General features: G+C 70.4%; 15 protein-coding genes. 7 read left to right on the top strand and 8 right to left on the bottom strand.

All coding sequences use genetic code 11. The features are described 5' to 3' along the window. The first annotated feature begins 15 nt into the window (after positions 1-15). The 6 genes from ND747_RS04170 to ND747_RS04145 all read left to right on the top strand — a co-directional run bounded on the left by ND747_RS04170 (position 16) and on the right by ND747_RS04145 (position 9,253). A complete protein-coding gene (locus tag ND747_RS04170) occupies positions 16-2,118 on the top strand; it encodes a hypothetical protein (protein WP_251731932.1) in 2,103 nt (700 codons plus the stop codon). A gap of 12 nt (positions 2,119-2,130) precedes the next feature. Further along, positions 2,131-5,625, top strand: a complete 3,495-nt coding sequence (locus ND747_RS04165) for a helicase HerA-like domain-containing protein (RefSeq protein WP_251731931.1) — start codon at positions 2,131-2,133, stop codon at positions 5,623-5,625. Positions 5,626-5,631: 6 nt separating this feature from the next. After that, positions 5,632-7,605 (top strand): YwqJ-related putative deaminase, encoded by a 1,974-nt coding sequence (locus ND747_RS04160; RefSeq protein ID WP_251731929.1) that lies wholly within the window; start codon positions 5,632-5,634, stop codon positions 7,603-7,605. 11 nt (positions 7,606-7,616) lie between these two features. Next, positions 7,617-7,964 carry a toxin-antitoxin system YwqK family antitoxin gene (locus ND747_RS04155; protein ID WP_251731928.1) on the top strand — a complete coding sequence of 116 codons (348 nt, stop codon included), beginning with the start codon at positions 7,617-7,619 and terminating at the stop codon, positions 7,962-7,964. Between the two features lie 123 nt (positions 7,965-8,087). Next, on the top strand, positions 8,088-8,756 hold the full coding sequence (gene nfi / locus ND747_RS04150; protein ID WP_251731927.1) for a deoxyribonuclease V: 669 nt from the start codon (positions 8,088-8,090) through the stop codon (positions 8,754-8,756). Positions 8,757-8,782: 26 nt separating this feature from the next. Next, positions 8,783-9,253 (top strand): hypothetical protein, encoded by a 471-nt coding sequence (locus tag ND747_RS04145; RefSeq protein ID WP_251731926.1) that lies wholly within the window; start codon positions 8,783-8,785, stop codon positions 9,251-9,253. 81 nt (positions 9,254-9,334) lie between these two features. Here the strand turns inward: ND747_RS04145 and ND747_RS04140 are convergent, their stop codons facing one another. The 4 genes from ND747_RS04140 to ND747_RS04125 form a co-directional block, all read right to left on the bottom strand. Next, entirely contained in the window at positions 9,335-9,760 is a 426-nt protein-coding gene (locus tag ND747_RS04140; protein WP_251731925.1) for a GNAT family N-acetyltransferase, read from the bottom strand. 148 nt (positions 9,761-9,908) lie between these two features. Then, positions 9,909-12,155: a prolyl oligopeptidase family serine peptidase gene (locus tag ND747_RS04135; RefSeq protein WP_251731924.1), complete on the bottom strand. Its 2,247-nt coding sequence runs from the start codon at positions 12,153-12,155 to the stop codon at positions 9,909-9,911. A 54-nt stretch (positions 12,156-12,209) separates the two neighbouring features. Next, a complete protein-coding gene (locus tag ND747_RS04130) occupies positions 12,210-13,994 on the bottom strand; it encodes an N-acetylglutaminylglutamine amidotransferase (RefSeq protein WP_251731922.1) in 1,785 nt (594 codons plus the stop codon). Positions 13,995-14,246: 252 nt separating this feature from the next. Further along, the gene (locus ND747_RS04125; RefSeq protein WP_251731921.1) at positions 14,247-16,868 is read right to left on the bottom strand and encodes a carboxylate--amine ligase/circularly permuted type 2 ATP-grasp protein; all 2,622 of its coding nucleotides are present in this window, start codon (positions 16,866-16,868) and stop codon (positions 14,247-14,249) included. 72 nt (positions 16,869-16,940) lie between these two features. Here ND747_RS04125 and ND747_RS04120 point away from each other — a divergent pair, with 72 nt between their 5' ends. Beyond that, on the top strand, positions 16,941-17,120 hold the full coding sequence (locus ND747_RS04120; RefSeq protein ID WP_251731920.1) for a hypothetical protein: 180 nt from the start codon (positions 16,941-16,943) through the stop codon (positions 17,118-17,120). Positions 17,121-17,830: 710 nt separating this feature from the next. On the opposite strand, the gene ND747_RS04115 is transcribed toward ND747_RS04120, so the two are convergent. The 4 genes from ND747_RS04115 to ND747_RS04100 form a co-directional block, all read right to left on the bottom strand. Further along, a complete protein-coding gene (locus ND747_RS04115) occupies positions 17,831-18,100 on the bottom strand; it encodes a hypothetical protein (protein ID WP_251731919.1) in 270 nt (89 codons plus the stop codon). A gap of 9 nt (positions 18,101-18,109) precedes the next feature. Beyond that, complete coding sequence (locus ND747_RS04110) at positions 18,110-19,009, bottom strand: LLM class flavin-dependent oxidoreductase (RefSeq protein ID WP_251731918.1); 900 nt, start codon at positions 19,007-19,009, stop codon at positions 18,110-18,112. Then, positions 19,006-19,389: a hypothetical protein gene (locus ND747_RS04105; RefSeq protein ID WP_251731917.1), complete on the bottom strand. Its 384-nt coding sequence runs from the start codon at positions 19,387-19,389 to the stop codon at positions 19,006-19,008. Before ND747_RS04105 ends, ND747_RS04110 begins: the two co-directional genes overlap by 4 nt. 507 nt (positions 19,390-19,896) lie before the next feature. Beyond that, entirely contained in the window at positions 19,897-21,465 is a 1,569-nt protein-coding gene (locus ND747_RS04100; RefSeq protein ID WP_251731916.1) for a carboxylesterase/lipase family protein, read from the bottom strand. Positions 21,466-21,816: the final 351 nt, after the last annotated feature.

Below are 21,816 nucleotides of genomic sequence, written 5' to 3'. Positions count from 1 at the left end.
CGGACGGGTGAGTGCATGACGACGCCAAAAGCGGACGCGCTGAACAGAACGCTGGTCGCACGGATCTTCAGCCCGGTCGAACGTTGGGGCTGGGAGTTCGCGCCCGCACATCCGCCGGTGCCGCATCCGGAGGCATACCAGCCGCCCTCCCGGTTCCCGGTGCCGCCACCGGACCTGCGCGGGCTCGAGTTCCGCCGGCAGTACCTGACCAGACGGATCTGGAAGCCGATCGTGGGCGGCCTGCTCGTGCTCTCCGGGCTGGGATCGCTGGCGGGGTCGCCGACCGGCGGCCTGTTCATCCTGGTCATCGGTCTGGGCCTGCTCGCCTGGTACTTCGTGCCACTGACCTCGATCAGTCGGCAGATCAAGCAGTACACCGCCGCCTACGAGGCGGCGCTCGTCCAGCGCGAGCAGGAGTTCCAGGGCGCCTACGTGGCCTGGCAGCAACGCGTCCACCAGCATGACGAGGCCGAGCGGCACCGGGTTGCCGCGGCGATGGACTTCTACCCGCTCGATCTCCAGACGCCCGCGCGGGTCGACGTCTTCGGTGGGACCGGCGCCGGCTGGACCAGCATTCTGGCGACGGGAGGCGCGTCGCTGCTCGGCAGTGGCGCGGGGATACTGCTGCTCGACCTGTCCGAGCTCGGCGTCGGGGCGGGCCTGGTGATGCTCGCCAACGATGCCCACCTGCCCGCTGGCCGCCAGCTCCCGGTCGAGGTCCGGGAGCTGCCGGCCAGCCTGGAACGGCTCGGTCTGCTGGTGGGCCGTGAGCCCCGCGAGGTCGCCGCGCTGCTCGCCGACGCCTTCGACACCGACCGTCGAGGTGGGGGCGACCCGGGCCTGCGGGCCATCGACTTCAACATCCTGCGGGTCGTGACGTCCTCGATCCACGCCCCGCTGAGCTTTGTCCGGCTCGCCGCGGCGCTGCGCATCCTCGACAACCAGAGTTCCGCGATCCACGAGGGTGTGTTCGACGCCTACGAGATCGACGCGTTGCAGCAGCGGATGCACGATCTCGGGCAGCGGGAACGGACCGCGGAGCAGATCAGCTTCCTGCGCACCGAACTGGAGATACTTTCCGGCGCCGAGCCCGCAGAGCATGCCACGACCGCCGCGACCGGGACAGCGGCGGACTGGTGGCCGCGCGGCGGCCTGCGGGTGCTGTCGACCACGAGTGCGGGGCGGGACAGTTCCGGACGACGCAAGCTGCTGGTCGACCGGGTTCTCGTCCAGCTCCTGCTGCACCGGCTGCGCAACGACGCCGACCTGCGGGGCGCGAGCTCCGACGTCGTGATCATCGCCGGCGCCGACCATCTCGGCCGGGAAACGCTGACCACGTTGGCCCAGCAGGCCGAGGCGGCCAGGGTCCGGCTGATCCTGATGTTCAAGAGCCTCAGCGACGACGCGGAGAAGCTCATCGGCACCGGTCACAGTGCCGCCATCTTCATGCGGCTGGGCAATCCCCGGGAGGCCGCGACCGCTGCCGAGCACATCGGCAAGGGCTTCCGTTTCGTTCTCTCGCAGGTGACCAACCAGGTCGGCAACAGCTTCACCGAGGGCTTCGCGAACAGCTACGGGGAGCAGGACGGCACCTCGTACACCGAGGGAACCGGTGGCCAGAGCTCGATCGGTGTGGGTGGGCGCAGCAGCGGCGACAGCTGGAACCGTTCGACCACCACATCGCACTCGTCGTCGTGGACGAACACCGTCAACGTGTCCAACAGCGTCAGCCAGAACCTCGGCACGACCCTGCAGCGGGAGAAGGACTACGCCGTCGAGCCGACAACGCTGCAGAGCCTGGCGACCACCGCCTTCATCCTGGTCGGGACGGACGCCGGACCGGGGCGCGTGCGCCCCGGCGACTGCAACCCGGGGCTCGTCCTGCTGCCAGGGGTCGCCGACACGACGCGGGACTTCACCGCCGTGCCACACTCCCGGGACCCGGGCAGCCTGACCCAGGGCGGCACCACCGCCACGCAGCAGATCGCCGCCCCGCAGCCCACCCATCAGGCGCCGCCCTACCCGTATCCCGGTACGGCGGGCCAGCAGTATCCGCAGGGCGGGCAGGGCAACGGCGGCTATCCCTATCAGCAGTACCGCCAGCCCGGTCAGCGGTAGCGCGGGCCTGACGTGCTGGCCAGATTCCAGTTCCACCGGCTGCTCGCCGTCCCCCGGCCACCCGCCGCGACGGACGTGCCCGACCCCGCACCGGCCCAGCTGTTCGCCGCACTCATCGCGGCTCACGCCGACCTGACCTGCGATGCCGATCCTCCCGGCGCGGAGCCGAGCGCGATCGCGGTCGTCTGGCTCCGGGTGCCCGGAGATCCGCACCTGCGGGTCCTCGTCGGTGGAAGTCCCACGTTCCCACCGGCCCGCACGACGGCAGCCCGCACGACGGCAGCCCACACGACGCCGGCCGACACGACGCCGGCCGACACGACAGCGGCCGACCCGACCGCGGCCTGCCACGCCCCGACTGCGGACAGCTCGTCAGGCGTGCCGGTACCGGTGCTGTATCCGCCGGGCAGTACGGGGGTCGCGGTGGACGGCGCCGAGGTCGTCGCGGCGCTGAACGGCTTTCCCAGCTGGCTGCGCTGCGCCGGCACGGCGGACGCCCTGTGGGTGGCGGATCGTCCTGGCAGCAACGGCCGTGACGGTGGCGGCCCGAGCCGGCACGGCTCGTTCGATGACTTCGCCGCCCATCTGCCCGGCGCCTTCGCCTGGCTGGTGGTCGCGCAGCCCGTGGCCACCGGCGTCGTCGACGCCGAGCGCGGCGACCTGCTGCGCATGATCCCGTTCCTGCGTCGACGCGAGCAGGACGGGCACGCCCGGGTCGAACTGGAACGCGCCGAGGCCCGCTACCGGGAACTCACTCGCTCCGCCGCCACCGGCCTGTGGGACGTGCGGGTGCTCGTCGGCGCGCCAACGGCCACCGAGACCCGGTTGACCGCCGCCCTGCTGTGCGGTGCGGGCGATCTCGACGATCTGCCCTACCTGCTCACCCCGCAACGCTCCCGCCCGTCCGGGCTGGCCGAGGCCCTGGGCACGCCACTGGGGCCGTCTGCATCGCGGGCGGGCGCGGCCGAGCCGCCGCGCATGCTCGCCTCCGGTCCGGACGACCCCACCAGCCACCCCGGTTCCGGTTATGGCCCTCACGGACATCCCGGCTCCGGCATCGGCGCCGAGTACCTGCCCGGTGCGGGACCCGGCGATGGCGTCGGCGGCGGGCGGATCAACGTACGGCCGGCGCCGTCCCGTCCTGCCTTCGGCCACCCTGGCGCCCCAGGCGCCCCGGGCACTCCTGGCACTCCGCATGCTCACGAGTCCTCGGTGCCGGGCGACCCGCCGGGACGACCGCAGAATCCTCCGGTCGGTGGACCGGCGAACGCCGGCATCGAGCCACGCTTCCCGTTCCGCGCCGGGGGCGAGCTGCTCGCGGCGCTGGCCCGTCCGCCCCGCCGGGAGCTGCCCGGCATCACCCTGGTCACCGCCCACACCTTCGACGTCACGCCGGAAGGCGGCCTGGGAATGCGGCCGCCCATGGCACCGGCGCCGACCCTTCACCACGGAGACAGATCGGACGACGTCGCACGCCACGATGCGGTCGGCGGCGCGGTCGTGCTCGGCCAGGTGCTGGATGCCGGCTGGTCACCGGCGGGTGTGCTCCCGGTACCCAGGGCCACGCTGAACCGGCACGGGTTCGTCTGCGGGGCGACCGGTTCGGGCAAGTCGCAGACGGTCCGCTCGCTGCTGGAGTCGCTGGCCCGCGCCGCGGATCCAGTGCCATGGCTGGTGCTGGAGCCGGCCAAGGCCGAGTACGCCCGGATGGCCGGTCGACTCGCCGGCCACGCCGAGGTTCTCGTCATCCGGCCGGGACGCCTCGATGCCCCGCCGGCCGGGCTCAACCCGCTCGAACCCGAGCCGGGTTTCCCGCTGCAGAGCCACATCGACCTGGTCCGGGCCCTGTTCCTGGCCGCGTTCGAGGCCCACGAGCCGTTTCCGCAGGTGCTGGCCAGGGCGCTGACCGTCTGCTACACCGACGCCGGCTGGGATCTCGTCGCCGGCCGGATGCGCCCCGAGCACCGACCCCGGTTCCGCGACGACGAGCCGCTGGTACCTGCCCGCCCCCGCTACCCGACCCTCGGCGATCTGCAGCGCACCGCCACCCGGGTGGTCGAGACCATCGGTTACGGCGCCGAGGTGACCGCGGACGTGCGCGGGTTCGTCGACGTGCGGATCGGCTCGCTGCGCGAGGGCACCCCCGGCCGGTTCTTCGAGGGCGGCCATCCCCTCGACATCGGCGCGCTGCTGACCCGCAACGTCGTGGTCGAACTCGAGGACATCACCAGCGATCAGGACAAGGCGTTCCTGCTCGGCGCGATCCTGATCCGCATCGTCGAGCACCTGCGGGTGTGCCACGGCAGTTCCGGTCTCGACGAGCTGCGTCACGTCCTCGTCGTCGAGGAGGCCCACCGGCTGCTCAAGAACGTCACCGACGGTCCGGCCGCGGCTGCCGTCGAGCTGTTCGCCTCTCTGCTCGCCGAGATCCGCGCCTACGGCGAGGGGGTGCTCGTCGTCGAGCAGATCCCGTCGAAGATCCTCCCGGACGTCCTGAAGAACACCGCGCTGAAGGTGATGCACCGGCTGCCGTCGGCCGAGGACCGCGAGGCCGTCGGCGCCACGATGAACCTGCGCGACGACCAGTCGGAGCTCGTCGTCGCCCTGCCGCCGGGCGTGGCCGCGATCGCCGTGGACGGCATGGACCGCCCGATCCTCACCCGGATGCTGCCCGGTGGGCACCGCGAGTCGGTGCAGGGCGCCCGCCACGACGCCATCCCGCTGACAGGCCGGCGCAGCCTGCTGTGCGGCACCGACTGCACCACCCACGGCGCCTGCACACTCGGCCAGGTCAACGACGCGTCCCACCTGGCCGCCGACCCCCTGCTGGTCGTCTGGGTCGAAGCCGTCGCCGCACACCAGGTCATCGGCCTGGCCCACCTCCTCGGCCAGGCACCGCCCACGCCGACCCCGGCGCTGCGCGAGAAACTACTCGCCCAGCCCCCGCGCACCCTGGACTGCCTGCTCGCCCATGCCGTCGACCGGGCGGCGACGGCCCGTTCGCTCCTGCTGCGCCCTTATGTCGACCTGGACGAGTTCGCTCGCAGTCTCGCCGACACTCTGCACTGCATGCTCGTCGACGTCGCAGCCTCCGGCACCAGTGAGGGCATCGGCGCTGACACTCGGCGTTGGACCGCCGGTCCGTACCGCTACCAGGACGTCCGGCGTGCCCTGACCGAGGCCCGGCGCCGACCAGGCGCCGACCAGCCACATCCCCTCACAGGGGAATGGCGCCACCGTGGCCTGTCGCTGACTGGCACCACCATCGCCGCTCAGTTCGACGAGATGCTGCACAGCCCGCACTGTGCGCCCGGCCTTGAGGCCGTCAGCCTCGGCAATCTTGCCGCCAGCGGCCTCGCCCTTGCGGTGCGCTCACTCACCGGCGGCACGTCCGACGAGCATCTGCGGCTGGCCCTGCACCAGGCCTGCGCCGGTGCGGACCTGGCGGCACTGCGCTTCCAGATGGCGAACCTGCTGGAAAAGCACGTCGCGGCTGGAGGGGGCTGATACCCGATGGCAACCGACAGACCGTCGACGACCGACGCACCGCCTCCTCCACCTCCCCCGCCGCCACCCGAGGTCTCCACGCAGGACAAGGCTGCCGCGCTGGATGGCGACGACGGCTTCCAGACCTCCAGGCCTGAGAACAGGCAGGCGACTGGTGGTCAGGCGGAGGCCGGATCGGGAACCGTCGAGGACACCGGCAATGAACGGCAGGATGCGGCCCGCGAACATCCGACCGCCACCGACGACCAGACGCACACCACCACCGAGGCGAGGACCCCAGCAGCTTGGAGCTCTCAGGACAAAATTGCCGCGTTGGACCGCGGTGACGGCACTGGGAAGTCCGACTACCACGACATCGGACGGTCCGACCAAGCCAGAGGAACTCCTGGGTCCGAGCACAGCGAAATACCGGAGCCGACTGACACGGTCGCTGTTCAACCAGCCGCACAGACCACCCAGGACAAACTTGCCGCGCTGGACGGCGACCCGCTTCCCCCAGCCGAGCAGCAGGACGCCGCCTCGTCCGACCCTGAGCAGCCGGCTGCATCCGCGCTGCTCAGGGAGCACGAACCGCAAGGTCTCGAGCCACCGCGACAGGGGCTCGAACCGACACCCGAGTTCCAGGCAGCCCTCGACGAACGCAAAGCCGCGATCGACGACCACCGCATCGCCTCCACCGAATCCAACGGGGTCACCACCAATCCACCGGATGTCACCAACGGAGCACTCGACTCCGAGCCAGTCGGCACCGATTCGGAAAAGCCCGGATTGGAAAATAAAACTCGGCCGGACAAGGAGGAAGGTACACCGCGGAACAGCCCGTCCGGCGTCGAGACCAGGGACGGTACTGAGCCATTCGGAGCCAACGATCGAGGCACATCTACTACGCAGCCCGAAATCCACGATCCCTCCGATCGGGACGCCAGCAACGCTCCTCCTGTTGGGGATGGAGCACGCACGCCGGATGACGAGAGAGTCCGAGAAGATCCGCAGGACACCGATGTCCCTGCCGCCGATCCCCCCCCGAACGAGGTGTCAGACGACGGGCCGTCGGAGCACAGGCCACCGGCCCGCAGTCTGGCCGGAACACCGGCCGAGGCGAGCAGCCCTGCCACCGAACACGACCTCCCGGGGTCTGAGCGAGCCGGATCCGAACCGTTACGCCGGACGGATGGCGCAGGAGACTCGAAAACTTCCCTGGACGATGGGGAAACACAGCGCCTTCCGGCCGGGGCTGGCAGCGATTTCCCTACCACGCAGCGAGACCGGGACCGCGCATCGACCTCGACCACCGACAGCCCCACAGGGAGTTCCGGCACAATCGATCCACCGGGAGCGCCGGACGATTCCGGCGCCTCGACATCACCTGAAGCCCCACTCACCAAGGTCCAGCCTCTACCACGCCTGACAGAGAGCCAGGTCGATCGGAGCGAGAACGGCTTGATCGAAAAGATTGACGGAAAGCCAGTGCGCGAGTACCTCCACGACCTCGCCGACGAACGGCGCCAAGGATATTGGGATGCGCGCGACGACCACTCGATCCCAAAATCGCGAGTAGCACCAGTCGTGTCCGATCTCCTGGACAAACGGACCGGCCTCCTGTACGAGTCGACAAACAGCATCACAGCTCCAGAGGACCTCCATCCAATTCTCCGGGAACGCCTAAATACCCTGAAGAGGGAAGCCCAACAGAATCCCCAGGGATACCAGTATCCCAGAGGAGATAGAGGAGGGTATCCGCACTTCAGTGTCGCAGGATCTCACGCCGAGGTGCTCAATGTCAGCCGCGCCCTGCACGACCGCGAAAGAATGGGATACCAGGTCAGCGCAGAATCCCTCTCCGAGATGCTGGTCGACAACTACTTTCCCTACCGTCCGGACGAAAAATCGGCCGCGCCCTGCTGCGCCAACTGCACTGCTATACTCGGGGATCGATCCGGTGTCGAATCCATACCCGGAAAGCTGTCACCCAACAGATAGGCGGCCCAGCCATGGAATCCGACTCGATCCATACCGTACACATTGACGATATCGACTACACCGACGACCTGTACGTAGTCCACAATGAAAAATTTTTCACCGGTCAAGCGGTAGACTATTACAAAAATAATCAGATTTGCAAGATAGAATCCTACGAGGATGGCGTTAAAAGCGGCCTGGAAAAATCTTTCTATCCCGACGGATCAATCGAGTACGAGCACTGGAACGTGGGTGGCGGTCCGCACGGGGTCGGTCGCACATGGTTCCCCAACGGCCAACTTAGCAGCGAGACCATCTACGATCATGGAGAGATCGTTCAGCGCAAGAAATGGGCAGAAGACGGAACACAGTTGCAATAACCAGCTCGACCAGTAACCATGACGCCAAGTTGGGACGGGTAAAAAGTCAAGGAAAACCCCTCATCCCCAACCGCATGGCTACAACGGTCGCCCAGATGACGACAAAAAACCGTGAGGGGTTATATGGCGACGCGGGTTGCGGAGGCGGAGGCACTGCAGCTCCATTTGAGGGAGCGCGTCCAAGCCAATGTTGCCGGGCCGGACCGAGTCACGACAGTCGCCGGATTCGATGTCGCCTACGATACCGCATCCGACCTGATAGCCGGCGCAGTCGTCATCCTTTCAGCGCCCACCTGGGAGGTCATCGACTCGGCGACAGCCGTGGGTCGGGCAGCATTCCCCTATGTTCCCGGACTATTGTCCTTTCGGGAGCTACCGCCGCTGCTCGACGCGTGGAACGAGGTGCTTCCAAAGTTGGCGTCACCCCCCGACCTGGTACTTTGCGACGGTCACGGGATCGCCCATCCACGGCGTTTCGGGCTGGCCTGCCATCTCGGTATCACCCTGAATCTACCGACGATTGGGGTGGCAAAGACACGCTTCGTCGGCACACACACTTCTCCTGGGCAGCGGCGCGGCGAGCGCACAGCAATCCTGCTCGACGGGGAGCCGGTCGGGGCCGCACTTCGCACTCGCGATGGAGTTCGGGAGGTGTACCTATCGGTGGGGCATCGCTCCAATCTCGACTCAGCCTGCCGGTGGGTTCTCGAACTATGCCCGAAGTACCGGCTCCCAGAAACGACCCGAGCAGCAGATCACCTCAGCAGGGCTGCGCTCGCCGCGCACCGCTGATCTCACGTCGCGTGGCTGGGGGAACCATGGTCTTTCCGCAGAGTCCGCAGGGCTGGTCGATGCCGGCACTGCCCGCGCTACCGTCGTTGCCGCGGGTCGCACAGGTGGCCCCGCGTTTCGACGGGCTGTACGTGGCGGCCGGGCCGGAGCCGGGGTGGAACTTCTACCTTCGCTTCTTCAGCCACGGCTCGGCGTGCGGGACCACCAGCAACCAGTCGTTGCCCGCGGTGGCCGAGGTGCTGGTGCCACGGCCGCCCGTCGGCGGCCACTACCGGATCGCCGGCCAGCAGATCACGGTCAGCAGCACCGGTCAGCACGGCCAGGTCGACTACTGGGGCGAGCTTCGCGGGGACGGTCTGGAGATGCGGCTGACCCAGCGCGATCACCGCCACGGGGTCGAGCGTTTCGACGTCTGGCAGTTCCTTCCACTCGTCGCGCCCGGCCCCGCCCCCGGACAGACGGGGCTCCGGCGCTGGCTGGGCGACCGCCGGCGATAGTTCCGCGACACAGCCACAGCCACAGCCGACGCTGCCCCAGGAGGTGACCCGGGCGCCTGCCGGCAGGTTATCGGCAGCGGATCACAGGCGGCGGGTGAGGCCGAAGGTGGAGATCGCGTAGCCGGTGCGCAGGGCGAGACGGTGGGCCTCGTGGCGATGGGTGTCGACGCCGAGCTGGATGTGCTCGCAGCCGAGACGGCGGGCCTCCCGGTCGGCCCAGGCCAGCAGGCGGGTGGCGTGGCCGCGACCGCGGGCGACGAGGATGGTCGTCAGGTCGTCGACGACCAGGTGCCGTCCGGTGGCCAGCGACGTCACCTGACGGAAGCCGAGCGCCGCGGCGACCCGGCTGAGCTCGCCGTCCCAGGACCCGATCAGCCGGTAGCCCTCGGGGCGCTGCACCTCGTTGACGAGGCGGACGAACCCCGTCGAGGTCAGGTGGGGTCGCAGCTGGCGCATGGGGTCGAACGCCAGCCAGGTCCGGTCCGCCTCCAACTCCTCGATTTTCACGATACGTATTGTGTCAGCACCGTCCGTGGATGCTTCGCCCACCCGGGGTAACGGATCGGCTCCGCCCAGCCAGAGGGGAGCCGGAGCGGGTCCGAGAGAGGGTCGACCTGGCCATACGGCCCGATCATGCCCCTGCGCCGGCCGGCGGCTAGGCCACCGACTCGTCCTCCCGGTGGGTGGCGGGGAGTCGGTCGGGCAGCAGCTGGTCGGCGAGCCAGGTGACGGTCTCGCGGACGAACCGCAGCCGGCCGGCGAGCCCGACCACCTCGTGGCCCTCGTCGGGGAACAGCAGGTAGCGACACGGCACCCCGCGGGCCTGGGCGGCGGCGATGGTCTGCTCGGCCTCGACGACCGGGACGTTCGTGTCGTTCTCGCCGTGCACGACCAACAGGGGTGCGGCGAGCCGGCTCATCCGGTGCAGCGGGGACAGCGCCCGCAGCAGCGCCGGGTCGGTCTGCGGGTCGCCGTACTTGGTGACCGCGCTGGCCGCGATCCACGGCTCGGTGTGCTGGTAGAACGTCTCGAGGTCGACCATGCCGCAGATGTCGACGCCGACGCGGAACAGCTCCGGGAAGCCGACGAGCGCGGCCAGCGTCAGATAGCCGCCGTAGGAGCGGCCGGCGACCCCGATGTGGTCCGCCTCGGCGAGGCCGGCGGAGACGAGGTCACGCACGCAGCTCGCGACGTCCTCGATACCGTCGAAGCGGCGGTGCAGATGGTCGGCCTCCTCGAAGGAGCGGCCGTAGCCGGTGGAGCCGCGCACGTTGGCCGCGAACACCGCGATCCCCCGGGCGTTCAACGCGTGGATCAGCGGGTTGAACGTGGGCCGTTCCTGCGCTTCGGGCCCGCCGTGCAGGTAGATCAGGGTCGGCATCGGCCCGGGCGGCGCCGGCGGACGGTACCAGAAACCCGACAGGGTGAGCCCGTCATGGGCGGCCAGGGTGCGCAGTTCCGGTTCGACGAGTGCGCCCGGCTGCCGGGGTGCGCGCGACACCAGACATCGGTGGACGGCGCCCCACCGCGCATCCCCCGAGTCGGCATCTCCCGAGTCGGTGCTGAGGTGGCACGTCCAGAGCTCGGCGGGGACGGTGGCGTCCTCGACGGCGAGCACGAGCTCCCGTCCGCCGGCTCGTCCCAGCAGCGCGGTGATCACCGCCCGCGGCGGCGTGGGCAGCGGATGCGCCTCGCCGGTGGCCAGGTCCACTCCGGTGAGCTCGCTGCGTCCCGCCACGTTCCACACGACGACGGCCCGTCCCAGGCCGGCGGCGCCCAGCCCCGTCCCGATCAGCTCCGCCTCCGCCCGGGCCATCCCGCCCAGACCCGGGTCGACCAGTTCCACCCCGGCCAGTTCCGGACGAGGGGCGGCCACCCGTCCGGTGGGCGTGTCGAGCAGGGCGATGCGTTCGACATCGGCGTCCGGGCGGGCGGCGAGCACCCGGGCGGGGCCCGGGCCGTCCACCGCCACGTCGAGCAGTGCGGCGCGCTCACGACCGCCGAGGTCGGTGACGAGCAGGGCACGGTGCCCGCCGGCGACGAAGCGGCCGGACAGCACGGTCGCCCGCCCGCCCGGCAGCTCCCAGGAGGCGTAGGTGGTGCCCTCCTCGGACGCGGTGGTGAGCCGGGCATCGACGACCAGGGCCCGGCGGACCCCCCGCGGTCCCTCCCGCAGCAGCAGTCGGTGGCCGTCCGCGATGGCGACGGCGTCGAGGATCTGCAGGGCGATGCCCTCGGCGAGCACGACCCGCCGTCCGTCCAGGGTGATCAGCACCGCCAGGGTGCGTCCGGACGGGTCGGTCCGGTCGGACTCGGTGACCAGCAGCGCCTGGCCATCGGCGGTCCACCGCGCCGGGGCGGCGGCCCATCCGTCGCCGCCGGCGAGCCGCCACGCCCCGCCGGGACGGCCACCCGCGCCGAGCCCGGACGCCGGATCGACGATCCGCACCTCGGTGAGCTCCCCACCGCCCGGCGCGACCTGCACGGCCAGCAGCTCCCCGCCCGGTGACCACATCGCGGCCCGAACCTGCCCCGGCCCGGTGTCGACGGCCACCCCGTACCCGTGACCGTCGGCGCCGACGTCCCCGACACCATCGATGTTCCCGACACCATCGATGTTCCCGACCTCGTCGACATCCCCGGCGACGTTCCCGGCTCCGGCGGGCGCGGCCATGGTGCGGACCCACAGGCGCGGGCCGGTGGGTCCGTCCGCGATGTAGGCGAGCCGACCGTCGGCGGCCAGGGCCGGTGCGCGCACGCCGACCGCCGTCACCCAGGCGTTCGGGAGGTCCGTCGGCAGCGGAGCCAGCACGTCCAGGACGGCGGGACGCTGCGCCGGCACGTCGCGGGCCAGGGCCTGCGTCGACCCGGTCAGGTCCTCGGGGCAGGAGGCTCGGTTCATCTCAACTCCCTACGGCATCGGGTCGGCTCGGCTCGGCTTGGCCGGTCGGGTCGGTCAGGTCAGGCCATGAGTCTGCAGCCACATCTCGAGCAGCGCAGCCTGCCAGAGGGCGTTTGCCCCGAGGGTGGTGCGGTTGTCGTTGGGTGCGGCGAGCATCGACTGCACCCAGGACGGCCGGTACAGGCCGCGGGCCTTGGCCGCCGGATCGAACAGGGCCTCGCGGACCCGGTCGAGGAACGGGCCGTGCAGATGGCGGATCGCCGGTACCGGGAAGTAGCCCTTGGGTCGGTCGATGACGTCCACCGGCATCAGCGGGCGGCCGATGTCCTTGAGCACGCCCTTGCCGCCGGAGGCGAGTTTGAGCTCGGGCGGGCAGGCGGCGGCGAGCTCGACGAGCTCGTGGTCGAGGAACGGGGTGCGGGCCTCGAGCCCGGCGGCCATCGTCATGTTGTCGACCCGCTTCACCGGGTCGTCGATGAGCATCACGGCCGAGTCGATGCGCAGCGCCGCGTCCACGGACGTCGCCGCCCCGGGATGGGCGAAGTGGGCGGCGACGAAGTCACGGCTGGCGTCCCGCTCCAGCAGGTAGGACGACTCCACCATGCCCGGAAGGTCCCGGTGCGGCCGGTCGGCGAACACCGACAGGTAGGCATCGACGGCCTGGTCACGAGGGACGTCGGCCAGCGGCGGGTACCAGGAGTAGCCGGCGAACACCTCGTCGGCGCCCTGTCCGGACTGCACCACCTTGACGTGGCGGGACACCTCCTGCGAGAGCAGGTAGAACGCCACGCAGTCGTGGCTGACCATCGGCTCGCTCATCGCGGCGATGGCGGCGTCGACGGCGGGCAGCAGCCGATTGCCGGGCACCCGGATCTGATGGTGATCGGTGCCGAAATGGTCGGCGATGATGTCCGAGTAGGCGAACTCGTCGCCGGACTCGCCGCCGGCCGCCTCGAACCCGACGCTGAAGGTGGACAGGCCCGTCTGCCCGGCCTCGGCGAGCAGCGCGACGATCAGGCTCGAGTCCAGGCCACCGGACAGCAGCACACCCACCGGCACGTCGGCGACCATCCGCCGGCGTACGGCGGTGCGCAGCCGGGCGGCGATCGCGTCCTGCCAGTCACCGGCATCCCAGCCGGCGTGGGCGTCGTCGCGGGTGAACGACGGGCTCCAGTACAGCTCGTCGGTGTACTGACCGTCCGGTTCGACGACCCGCACGGTCGCTGCGGGCAGCTTGCGCACCCCGGCGAGGATGGTGTGCGGCGCCGGCACCACCGAGTGGAACGAGAAGTAGTGGTGCAGGGCCACGAGGTCCAGGTCGGAGCTGATCCCGCCGCCGGCCAACAGCGCCGGCAGCGTCGACGCGAACCGCAGCCGCTCGGCGTCCGCGGCGTAGTAGAGCGGCTTGATGCCGAGCCGGTCGCGGGCGAGCACGAGCCGGCCGGTGTCCCGTTCGGCGACGGCGAAGGCGAACATGCCGGCGAAGTGATCGACGCAGTGGATGCCCCACCGGTGGTAGGCCTTGCCGATCACCTCGGTGTCGGAGGTGGAGAAGAACCGGTAGCCGGCGGCGGTCAGTTCGTCGCGCAGCTGCTGGTAGTTGTAGATGCACCCGTTGAACGCGGTCGTGAGGCCCAGTTCGCTGTCGACCATGGGCTGTGCGCCCCGCTCCGACAGATCGATGATCCTCAGCCGGCGGTGGCCGAACGCCACCGGCCCGGACGCCCAGATCCCGACGCCGTCCGGACCGCGCGCCACCATCGTCGCCGTCATCCGAACCACGGCGTCGACGTCGGCTGCCCGGCCGTCGAACCTCAGCTCGCCACTAAGCCCACACATAGCGCTCCCGTCGGGTTACTGGGATCAGGCATGATCCCTTCTCCGGACGTACCTGCCCGGCGTCGAGAGACTTCGTCGTCTCCACACGATCGATGCCGGACGTTTCACAGTCGTGTCGGCCCGGTTGCGGTCACGCACGGTCCACGTCCGCGCAGGCCGTAGCGGCCCGGCGGCGCACCGTCGGCACCACCGGGCCAGCGCGGCCGAGCCGGTCACCGACAGTTCGGAAACACGGCTTCGACCGCGGCTCCGTCAGCGGCGAGGGATCCAGGTGTCCTTCGAGCCGCCGCCGCGCGAGGAGTTGACGATGAGGCTGCCGGGCGGGGCGACCCGGGACAGCGCCGCGGGAACCACCACCGGTTCGGCCCCGACGTAGACGAACGCCCGCAGATCCACCGCACAGGGCTGGAGCTGGCTGTCATGCCAGGTGGGATGGGTGGACAGGGCCACCACCTCCTGACCGATCCAGCGTCGCGGGTCGGCCAGGATCTGTTCGCGCGCCTCGGTGAGCTGGTACGGCTCGGCGTGCGGGCCGATCAGCACACCCGCGCCGCCGAAACCGTCCACCGGCTTGACGACCAGCTGGTCGAGGTTGGCCAGCACGTGTTCGCACTGCTCCGGGTCGCCGCAGACGTAGGTGGGCACATCGTCGAGTACCGGCTGCTCACCCAGGTAGTAGGTGACCATCCGCGGCACATAGGCGTAGGTGACCTTGTCGTCGCCGACCCCGTTGCCGGGCGCGTTGGCGACACTGACCAGCCCGGCCCGCATCGCCCGCAGCAACGCCGGGCCCAGCGGCGCGCCGTCCGCGCCGACCGCGTTGAACAGTTCGTCCTCGTCGATGCGCCGGTAGAGCACGTCCACGCGGTGCCGGGTGGCGCCGTCGACGCGGTGCGCGCCGTCGTCGTCGACGAGCAGCTCGCCCGGTTCGACCAGCGCCACCCCCATCTGCTCGGCGAGCATGGTGTGCTCGAAGTAGGCCGAGTCAGCCGGCCCGCCGGAGAGCACCGCCACCACCGGCTCACCGCCGCCGCTGGCCCGGCTGCCACCGGTGCTGCTCCCGCCGCCGGGACGGGCCGGGGCGGCGGCCAGCAGCGCCTCGTGCAACAGCGCCGGGATGCCGTCCAGGCGCAGGATGCCGCTGGGCGGCCCGAGTTCGGGCAGCACCGACTCGGCGAGCCGACGTCCCTCCAGGGCGTAGGCGATCCCGGAGGGCACCCGCAGGTTGTCCTCGAGCACCAGCCAGCCGCCGTCCGCGCCGCGGACCAGGTCGATCCCGGCGGTGGTCACGCGGATCGCCTCGTCGGCCACCGCCCGTCCGCCGTGGCGCAGCCCGGGTGCGTCGTTGACAACCCAGGGTGGCACCACACCGTCGGCGACGGCCGCCCGCTCACCGTAGACGTCACGCAGGAACGCCTCCAACGCCCGGACCCGCTGGGTCAGGCCCGACCGCAGCACCGCCCAGTCCTGCGCGGCGATGATCCGCGGCACGATGTCGAACGGGAACGGCCGGCTGCGCTCGTCCCCGGCGACCTTGAAGACGATGCCGCGGTCGTGCTGCTCGGCCTCGCGGGTGCCGACCCGTTCGTCGAGGACGTCCGGACCGAGCCGTTCCAGGGTGCGCATCACCGCGCGGTACTGGGGTCGCACCGCACCGTGGTCGTCGACGACCTCGTCATAGCCGGTGGGCTGGTAGCGCTCGAGCAGCGTCGGCGCGATCTGGTCGGGGGCCGACACCGCCGGAGCCACGCCGATCACGGCGCCGGCCGGCGGCACATCCCGGGTCTCGGCCAGGATCAGGTCGGCGACGTCGGTGAGCAGCCCACGGCGGGCGAACGCACGGCGCTGGCGCTGCGCGGAGCTGCCGCGCCCGGCGGCCTGCTCGGCGAGGTTGTCGATGAGCTCCCAGTCGTCGTACTGCTCCAGCTGCGGACGAACCTCCTCCAGCAGCCGGCGCAGCATCGCCCGTGCTGGTACCGGCCCCGGCCCCGCGCCGAGAATGTCGACGAGGTCGCCCTCCAGCCCCGACCGGGCCGCCCGCCAGGTCGCGGCGCGCAGCAACTCGGCGCGCGGCGGCGGTGCCTGGCCGCCCGCCGCGATCTCCTCCACCGCCCGGCAGACCAGCGCACGGAACAGGCCGGCGATGAGGATGACGTTGTCGACGTCCGGGCAGGCGTCGCAGATCCGCAGCTCCACGGTCGGCAGGTGGGCCGACGGGCGGACGTCGAAGTAGACCATGCCCGGGTCGCTGATCACCCCGGACTTGATCAGGTCGGCGATGAGCTGGTCGTACTCGGCGGCGGTGCGAAACGACCCGGCCACCCCCGCGGTCGGCCAGCGCTGCCAGACCAGCGTGCGCATGCTCGCGTACCCGCTGTCGGCGCCGAGCCAGTACGGCGAACTGGCCGACAGCGCCAGCAGCATCGGCAGCCACGGCGCGGTCCAGGCCACCACGGCCATCGCCAGATCACGGTCGGCGACGTCGACGTGCACCTGGGCGCCACAGATCAGCTGCTCGCGGGCGACGATCTGGTAGTCCTCGGTCATCTGCTCGTAGCGGTCGTCGCGGGAGACGTCGAGCGCGTCCATGTCGAGAATCGGCACAGTGCCCGATGCCGCCGGCCCGAGCCCCAGCTCCCCGGCCGCCTCGGCCAGACGGCGGCGCAGATCGAGCAGGTTCGTCCGCAACGCCAGCAGATCCAGCGTCGGCCGGCTGTTCGTCTCGACGACAGATTTGAGCAGTTCCGGGGAGAAGGAGTCTCCATCGAGGCGGGCGAGTATTTCCTCCGCCCGAGGCACAAGCTGACGGGTGTTGAGATCGAGGATGTGAAACTCCTCCTCGACGCCGACGGAAACCATTCGCGCGTCGCTCATGGCCGGCTACGCTACGACCAGCCGGTTACACATGCATGACGGCCAGGTATCTCCGGGTCCGAATCTGCCGTTATGTCCGCCGTAGCCGAGTTGATCGTGGCCATGTTGATCGTGACCGTGTTGATCGTCGCCACGCTCGCCACCGCTGCGGTCGTCAGTGCTGCGGTCGTCAGTGCTGCGACCGGCGCTGGTTCGTTCACCACCGCAGCGTCCGTCACCGTTACGCACACCACCACGACCCACACGCTGTGATACCGGCATACGCCACCCGCTCTGGCTGTGGGCCGGCGTCCCGACCTGCTCCGACGCGGTGCCCGCAGCGCCCTGCAGGACAATCGTGGCAGCCCGGTCCGTCGGCCGGCCCGCCGCGATCAGGCGGTCGCGGTCTCTCCGGATTCCTCTCCCACCGACCTCGCCACTAAAACGTGACGAAGCCCGCAGCATGACGTGCCGCGGTGCGTCAACCGGGCATCGGACCAGCGGTTTCGGGCAGCCGTCACGTTTCCGTCCCGCCGCCGACCCCGGCTTCACCTGCCTCGGGTCAGCCGCCCATTTCCGGCAGGACGACGATGCGCACCTTCATCCGAACACAAGGCAACCACCCCGCTCCACCCCGTACCACCTCGCCGCGCCGCACCAAAAAGGACTTACTTTCCAAATAGCACAAAAACCTACGTGGACGAGCACAACGCCGAGGATCCTCGCGCCGTTGCCGATCCTGCCGAGGCTTAGTGAAGGATTCAGGGCTCCGTGCCCTCACCAGGCCTCGGCAAGATGCGATCAAGCCCTTCCCCACGGTCCACCGGAAGCGCCGGCATGGCCCCCGGACGCCCACGCCCGGCACCCGAACCCGACCTGGACTTCAGTCCACGGCACAAACCCCCAGGAACTTCACCCTGCCCTCCGACATCAGTCGCTGCCACGCTCACGTGACGTCCTCGACCGGAGAACGTCACGACAGATCACCGGCCGGGCGCATGCAGCGACAGATCGGCGACGCCGCCCGAGGCCAACCCGGCACACCGGGGATCGATACCGACATGCCGAAGACCGATTCCGATCTGTCGAGGGCGGTCCGGGACGATGTGGAGGGTTGTTCGGGAAAATCGGCCGGAAATCCCGAACAACGCTCCACATGAGCCTGCCGAGCCAGCTGCCTCGCCGTTATGCGACGCCACCGCCACCGCCACCAGCATCAGCACCGCCACCGCCACCGGCACCGCCACCAGCATCAGGACCGGCTACGACGATGGGGAGCGGGTGGCGGCCTGGGCGCGGACGGCGGGCAGGACATCCCGGGCCAGGGTCTCGAGCTCGGCGACGGTGGGCACGGCGAGCAGCAGAGCGGTGAACCCGACGGCCACGATGTCCACGAGCTGGTCGATCACCTCGGCGACGGTTCCGCTGACCACCCCCGACCCCGGCGACGCCTGCTGCCCGAGCCGCACGATCACATTTGTCGCACAGACAATCGACGCGGGGTCACGGCCGGCCCGGGTGGCGGCGGCCAGGACGACCTCGCGCATCCGGCGGGCGCCGTCGAGGCCGACCCGTCCGATGGAGGGAAGCCAGCCGTCGGCGAGCTCGCCGGTGAGTGCCAGTGCGCGCGGCCCGTACGACCCGAGCCAGATCGGGATCGGCTGGGCCGGCGGCGGGGTGATACGGGCGCCGTGCACGGAGAACTCCTGGCCGGTCAGGGTGGTCGGCTTCCCCGACCACAGACCCCGCAGGATCGCGATGGCCTCCCGCTGCCCGACGATCTTCTGCCCACCGGTGCGTTCGGTGAGGCCGAAGGCGTGGAACTCCGCGTCGTACCCGCCACCACCCAGGCCGAGGACGAACCGTCCGCCCGAGAGCCGGTCGAGGGTTTCGGCGATCTTCGCGACCACGGGCGGTGGCCGGTAGGGCAGGGCCAGGACGTTCGTGGCCAGTTCGATGCGGCGGGTCTGGCCCGAAAGCCAGCTCAGGGTGGTGAACGGGTCATCGGTGGGACTGTCGCTGTGCAGATGGTCGCTGAGGCTGAACAGGTCGTAACCAAGCTCGTCGGCGCCCTGGGCGAGATCGAGGGTCTGCGTCGCCGACAGCCCGCTGACCGCGCCACCGGCGCCGAACGCCAGCCGTGCCCCGGACAGCGCGCTCATCGCGCCACCTCCCCGGTGGCGCCAGGTGAGGACGCCCAGGTGTAGCCGGTGCGCCGGACGAAGGTGAACTGCTTCGCGTCCGGGCTGATGGTCCAGGACCGGGCGAACCACGGCACGATCGTGCCCGTCTTCGGGTCCTGATCGGTCAGCGAGTCCACCAGGCTGCGGGGGATGTCCAGGGTCTGGAGCTGACCGGTCCGCTGTGGATCCAGACAGCCCGGGTCGGTGTCAGCCGCGATCCGCAGCGTTCCGCCGGCGCGCGGGCTGCCGCAGGATGTCACCGCCAACCTCAGGGCCGTGGTCGCGGCGACGGCGGCCGCGGCTCGGAGCATCGGCCAGGCCCTGACCGTCCGTCGGGCACGGCGAAGGCGCGCGGACATGCAACCCCTCCTTTTCGACCGGGCGAACGAAGAAATGCCTGCAACCCATGGGATCCGGCCATCGCCACGAGCCCCGTCCGGGTCACGAGGCCCAGGCGGTCAGCTAGTTAGTATTACAAACTTTTTGGATCACAAAGCAAACTAGTGGGCCCGACCCACCATCGTCAATGCCACCTACGCAGGCGAAGCCGAGTGTGACGACGCGTTTCCGGGCTGTCGCGTGAGCAGCCGCAACGCCAGGAGTGTCGTGAGTGAGCGGCCCCCAGGCCAGACCCGCATCGCTGGGCGCGACACCGCTGATGTCGATCACCGTGACGGGCCGGACGACCAGGCTCATCCCGGCTCCGGCGATCATCGTTGGCCGGACCTGGTTCTGCTGGATGTGCGCATGCCGGTGCTCGACGGCGTCGAGGCGGCGGACATGACGCTGACGCCGCTGTCACGGCGCAGGGGCGGCGTGACAGCGGCGTCAGCTTTGCGGGACCGGTCGTGCGGTCCGGGGTCAGGTCAGACGGTGTCGTGGATCTGCCAGAAGTCGCAGTGGTGGTCGGTGCTGAAGTCGGCGGTGGGAATGGCCTGGGCCGCGGCCGACCGCAGGGACAGCACGTGGCTGTCGGTGGCGGTGACGGCGGGCCAGGTGCTCGCGCCGGCGCCGTTCGGGTCCCCGGTCGCGGCGAAACGGGTCCAGTAGCCGATCATGCGGTCACTCGAGGCCTGCTGGGCGGCGTTCAGGGTCTTCTGCTTGAACAGGTAGGGGAGCTCGGCGCCATGCGTCACGCCCAGCGGGTACGGGGCCAGAAAGTCGGGGATCAGGCTCGGCACGTTCGTGTCGTCGAACTCATACTGGTACACCGGTCGTTGCGTCGCCGCGGAGGTGGCCTGCCGCAGGGTCCGGCAGGAGAACTGGGAGTCGCCGATCAGGGTGGCGTAGGCAAGCGCCGGGCTGGAGTAGGCCGAGGCCGGGTACTCGGCGAGGACGGCGCCCGCGTCCGCCCCGAAGCTCGTCTGGATGGTCTTGGGATAGGTGGTCGCGTCGACTGATCCCCCGGCCACGAGGGCCAGCAGCCGGCCCTCGTCGTGGTTGGTGCCGACGAGCAGTGGCGTCTTGCTGCCCTTGCCCTGCGCGAGCAGCGTGGGGACGGATGCGGGGAGCACGCTGCCGCCGTAGACGGCGTCGAACGTGGCGAGCGCGCCGGACGGGATCGCCTTCAGGAGATCCTGCGGTGTCTTGCCGCGCATGCAGGCCAGCGCCTCGGCTCCGGTGCAGCCGGCCGCGGTCTCGATCGCGCTGCCCCGGCTCGAGGCCGTCTGGAGGTCCACGCCGCCGAGGGCGCAGCCGCTCTGGGACGCCACCCTGTCGAACAGGCCGACCGAGCTGGGCGAGACGAGCTGGACACAGGAGCTGACCGCGCCCGCGGACTCGCCGAAGACCGTCACGTTCTGCGGGTCACCGCCGAACGCGGTGATGTTCGCGCGCACCCAGCGCAACGCCGCCTGCTGGTCCTCGATGCCGTACATGCCGGCGTCGCCACCCTGAGCGATGAGGGCCGGGGTCGCGAGGAAACCGAGCGCGCCCAGCCGGTAGTTCGGCGTGACGACGACGGTCTGGCCCTTCTCGACCAGGGGCGTCGGGTCATACGACGCGCCGGAGCCGCTGGTGAAGCCGCCGCCGTGGAGGAACACCATGACCGGCAGTTTGGTGCTGATCGCGGCGGGGGTTGTGACGTTGAGGAACAGGCAGTCCTCGCTGGTGGTGCCGGTGCTACCGAGACCGGCGGGCTGCGGGCAGGAGGCCGCGGGCTTCGTCGCATCGCGCGTCCCGGTCCAGGCCTGGGCCGGGGCCGGCGGCTTCCAGCGCAGGTCGCCGACCGGCGGCGCGGCGTAGGGGATGCCGTCAAAAACGCGGTGGGCCTGCACGGCGGCGCCGCGGACATCGCCATGGTCGGTGGTCACCTGGAGCGGCGCGGCCACGGGGCCGCCGGTCGGACCACCCCCGGGACCGCCGCCGGTCGGACCACCCACCGGGAGGCAGCCCGCGACAAACAGCGCGCCGGCGACCACAGCGCTCGGCACCACCAGCCCGCGAACCAAGTATTTCTTCCGGGGCGATCGGGCCAATAACTGGAACGGAACTCGCATGGACACAGTCCTCCTGGCCGTCGGCGCTCCGCCACCCGGAAATTTCTGGGCGCGTGAAAACCGACAATGGGTTCTCGCCGCCTGGTACCGCGCGAAAAGGCACCCACTCGGGTGGCTGATCGCTGCGAGCGGACGGCGCACAGGGAGGGTGGCCGCTTCGGACGCGCCGAGGCTGGTGGCGGAGAACAGCCTGAGGATGCGGTCAGTGGCTCACCCGGGAATGGTTTGGGAGTTTTGCACCAGTTCGGCCACCCTGTCAACCCAAGCCGGCGGTCAGGCGGCCCGAAA

The sequence above is a fragment of the Frankia sp. R82 genome, assembly GCF_023716925.1.
Classification (GTDB): Bacteria; Actinomycetota; Actinomycetes; order Frankiales; family Frankiaceae; genus Frankia.
The sequence above is the reverse complement of the archived record's forward strand: the minus strand, read 5'-3'. Positions and strand labels throughout refer to the sequence as shown.

What these genes read in the sequence shown, in the direction of transcription:
- ND747_RS04160 (WP_251731929.1), top strand. Translation starts at nt 5,632, where the DNA reads ATGGCAACCGACAGACCGTCGACGACCGACGCACCGCCTCCTCCACCT.
- ND747_RS04130 (WP_251731922.1), bottom strand. Translation starts at nt 13,994, where the DNA reads ATGTGTGGGCTTAGTGGCGAGCTGAGGTTCGACGGCCGGGCAGCCGAC.
- ND747_RS04145 (WP_251731926.1), top strand. Translation starts at nt 8,783, where the DNA reads ATGGTCTTTCCGCAGAGTCCGCAGGGCTGGTCGATGCCGGCACTGCCC.
- ND747_RS04120 (WP_251731920.1), top strand. Translation starts at nt 16,941, where the DNA reads ATGTCCGCCGTAGCCGAGTTGATCGTGGCCATGTTGATCGTGACCGTG.
- ND747_RS04105 (WP_251731917.1), bottom strand. Translation starts at nt 19,389, where the DNA reads ATGTCCGCGCGCCTTCGCCGTGCCCGACGGACGGTCAGGGCCTGGCCG.
- ND747_RS04135 (WP_251731924.1), bottom strand. Translation starts at nt 12,155, where the DNA reads ATGAACCGAGCCTCCTGCCCCGAGGACCTGACCGGGTCGACGCAGGCC.
- nfi (WP_251731927.1), top strand. Translation starts at nt 8,088, where the DNA reads ATGGCGACGCGGGTTGCGGAGGCGGAGGCACTGCAGCTCCATTTGAGG.
- ND747_RS04115 (WP_251731919.1), bottom strand. Translation starts at nt 18,100, where the DNA reads ATGCTGGTGGCGGTGCCGGTGGCGGTGGCGGTGCTGATGCTGGTGGCG.
- ND747_RS04110 (WP_251731918.1), bottom strand. Translation starts at nt 19,009, where the DNA reads ATGAGCGCGCTGTCCGGGGCACGGCTGGCGTTCGGCGCCGGTGGCGCG.
- ND747_RS04125 (WP_251731921.1), bottom strand. Translation starts at nt 16,868, where the DNA reads ATGAGCGACGCGCGAATGGTTTCCGTCGGCGTCGAGGAGGAGTTTCAC.
- ND747_RS04170 (WP_251731932.1), top strand. Translation starts at nt 16, where the DNA reads ATGACGACGCCAAAAGCGGACGCGCTGAACAGAACGCTGGTCGCACGG.
- ND747_RS04155 (WP_251731928.1), top strand. Translation starts at nt 7,617, where the DNA reads ATGGAATCCGACTCGATCCATACCGTACACATTGACGATATCGACTAC.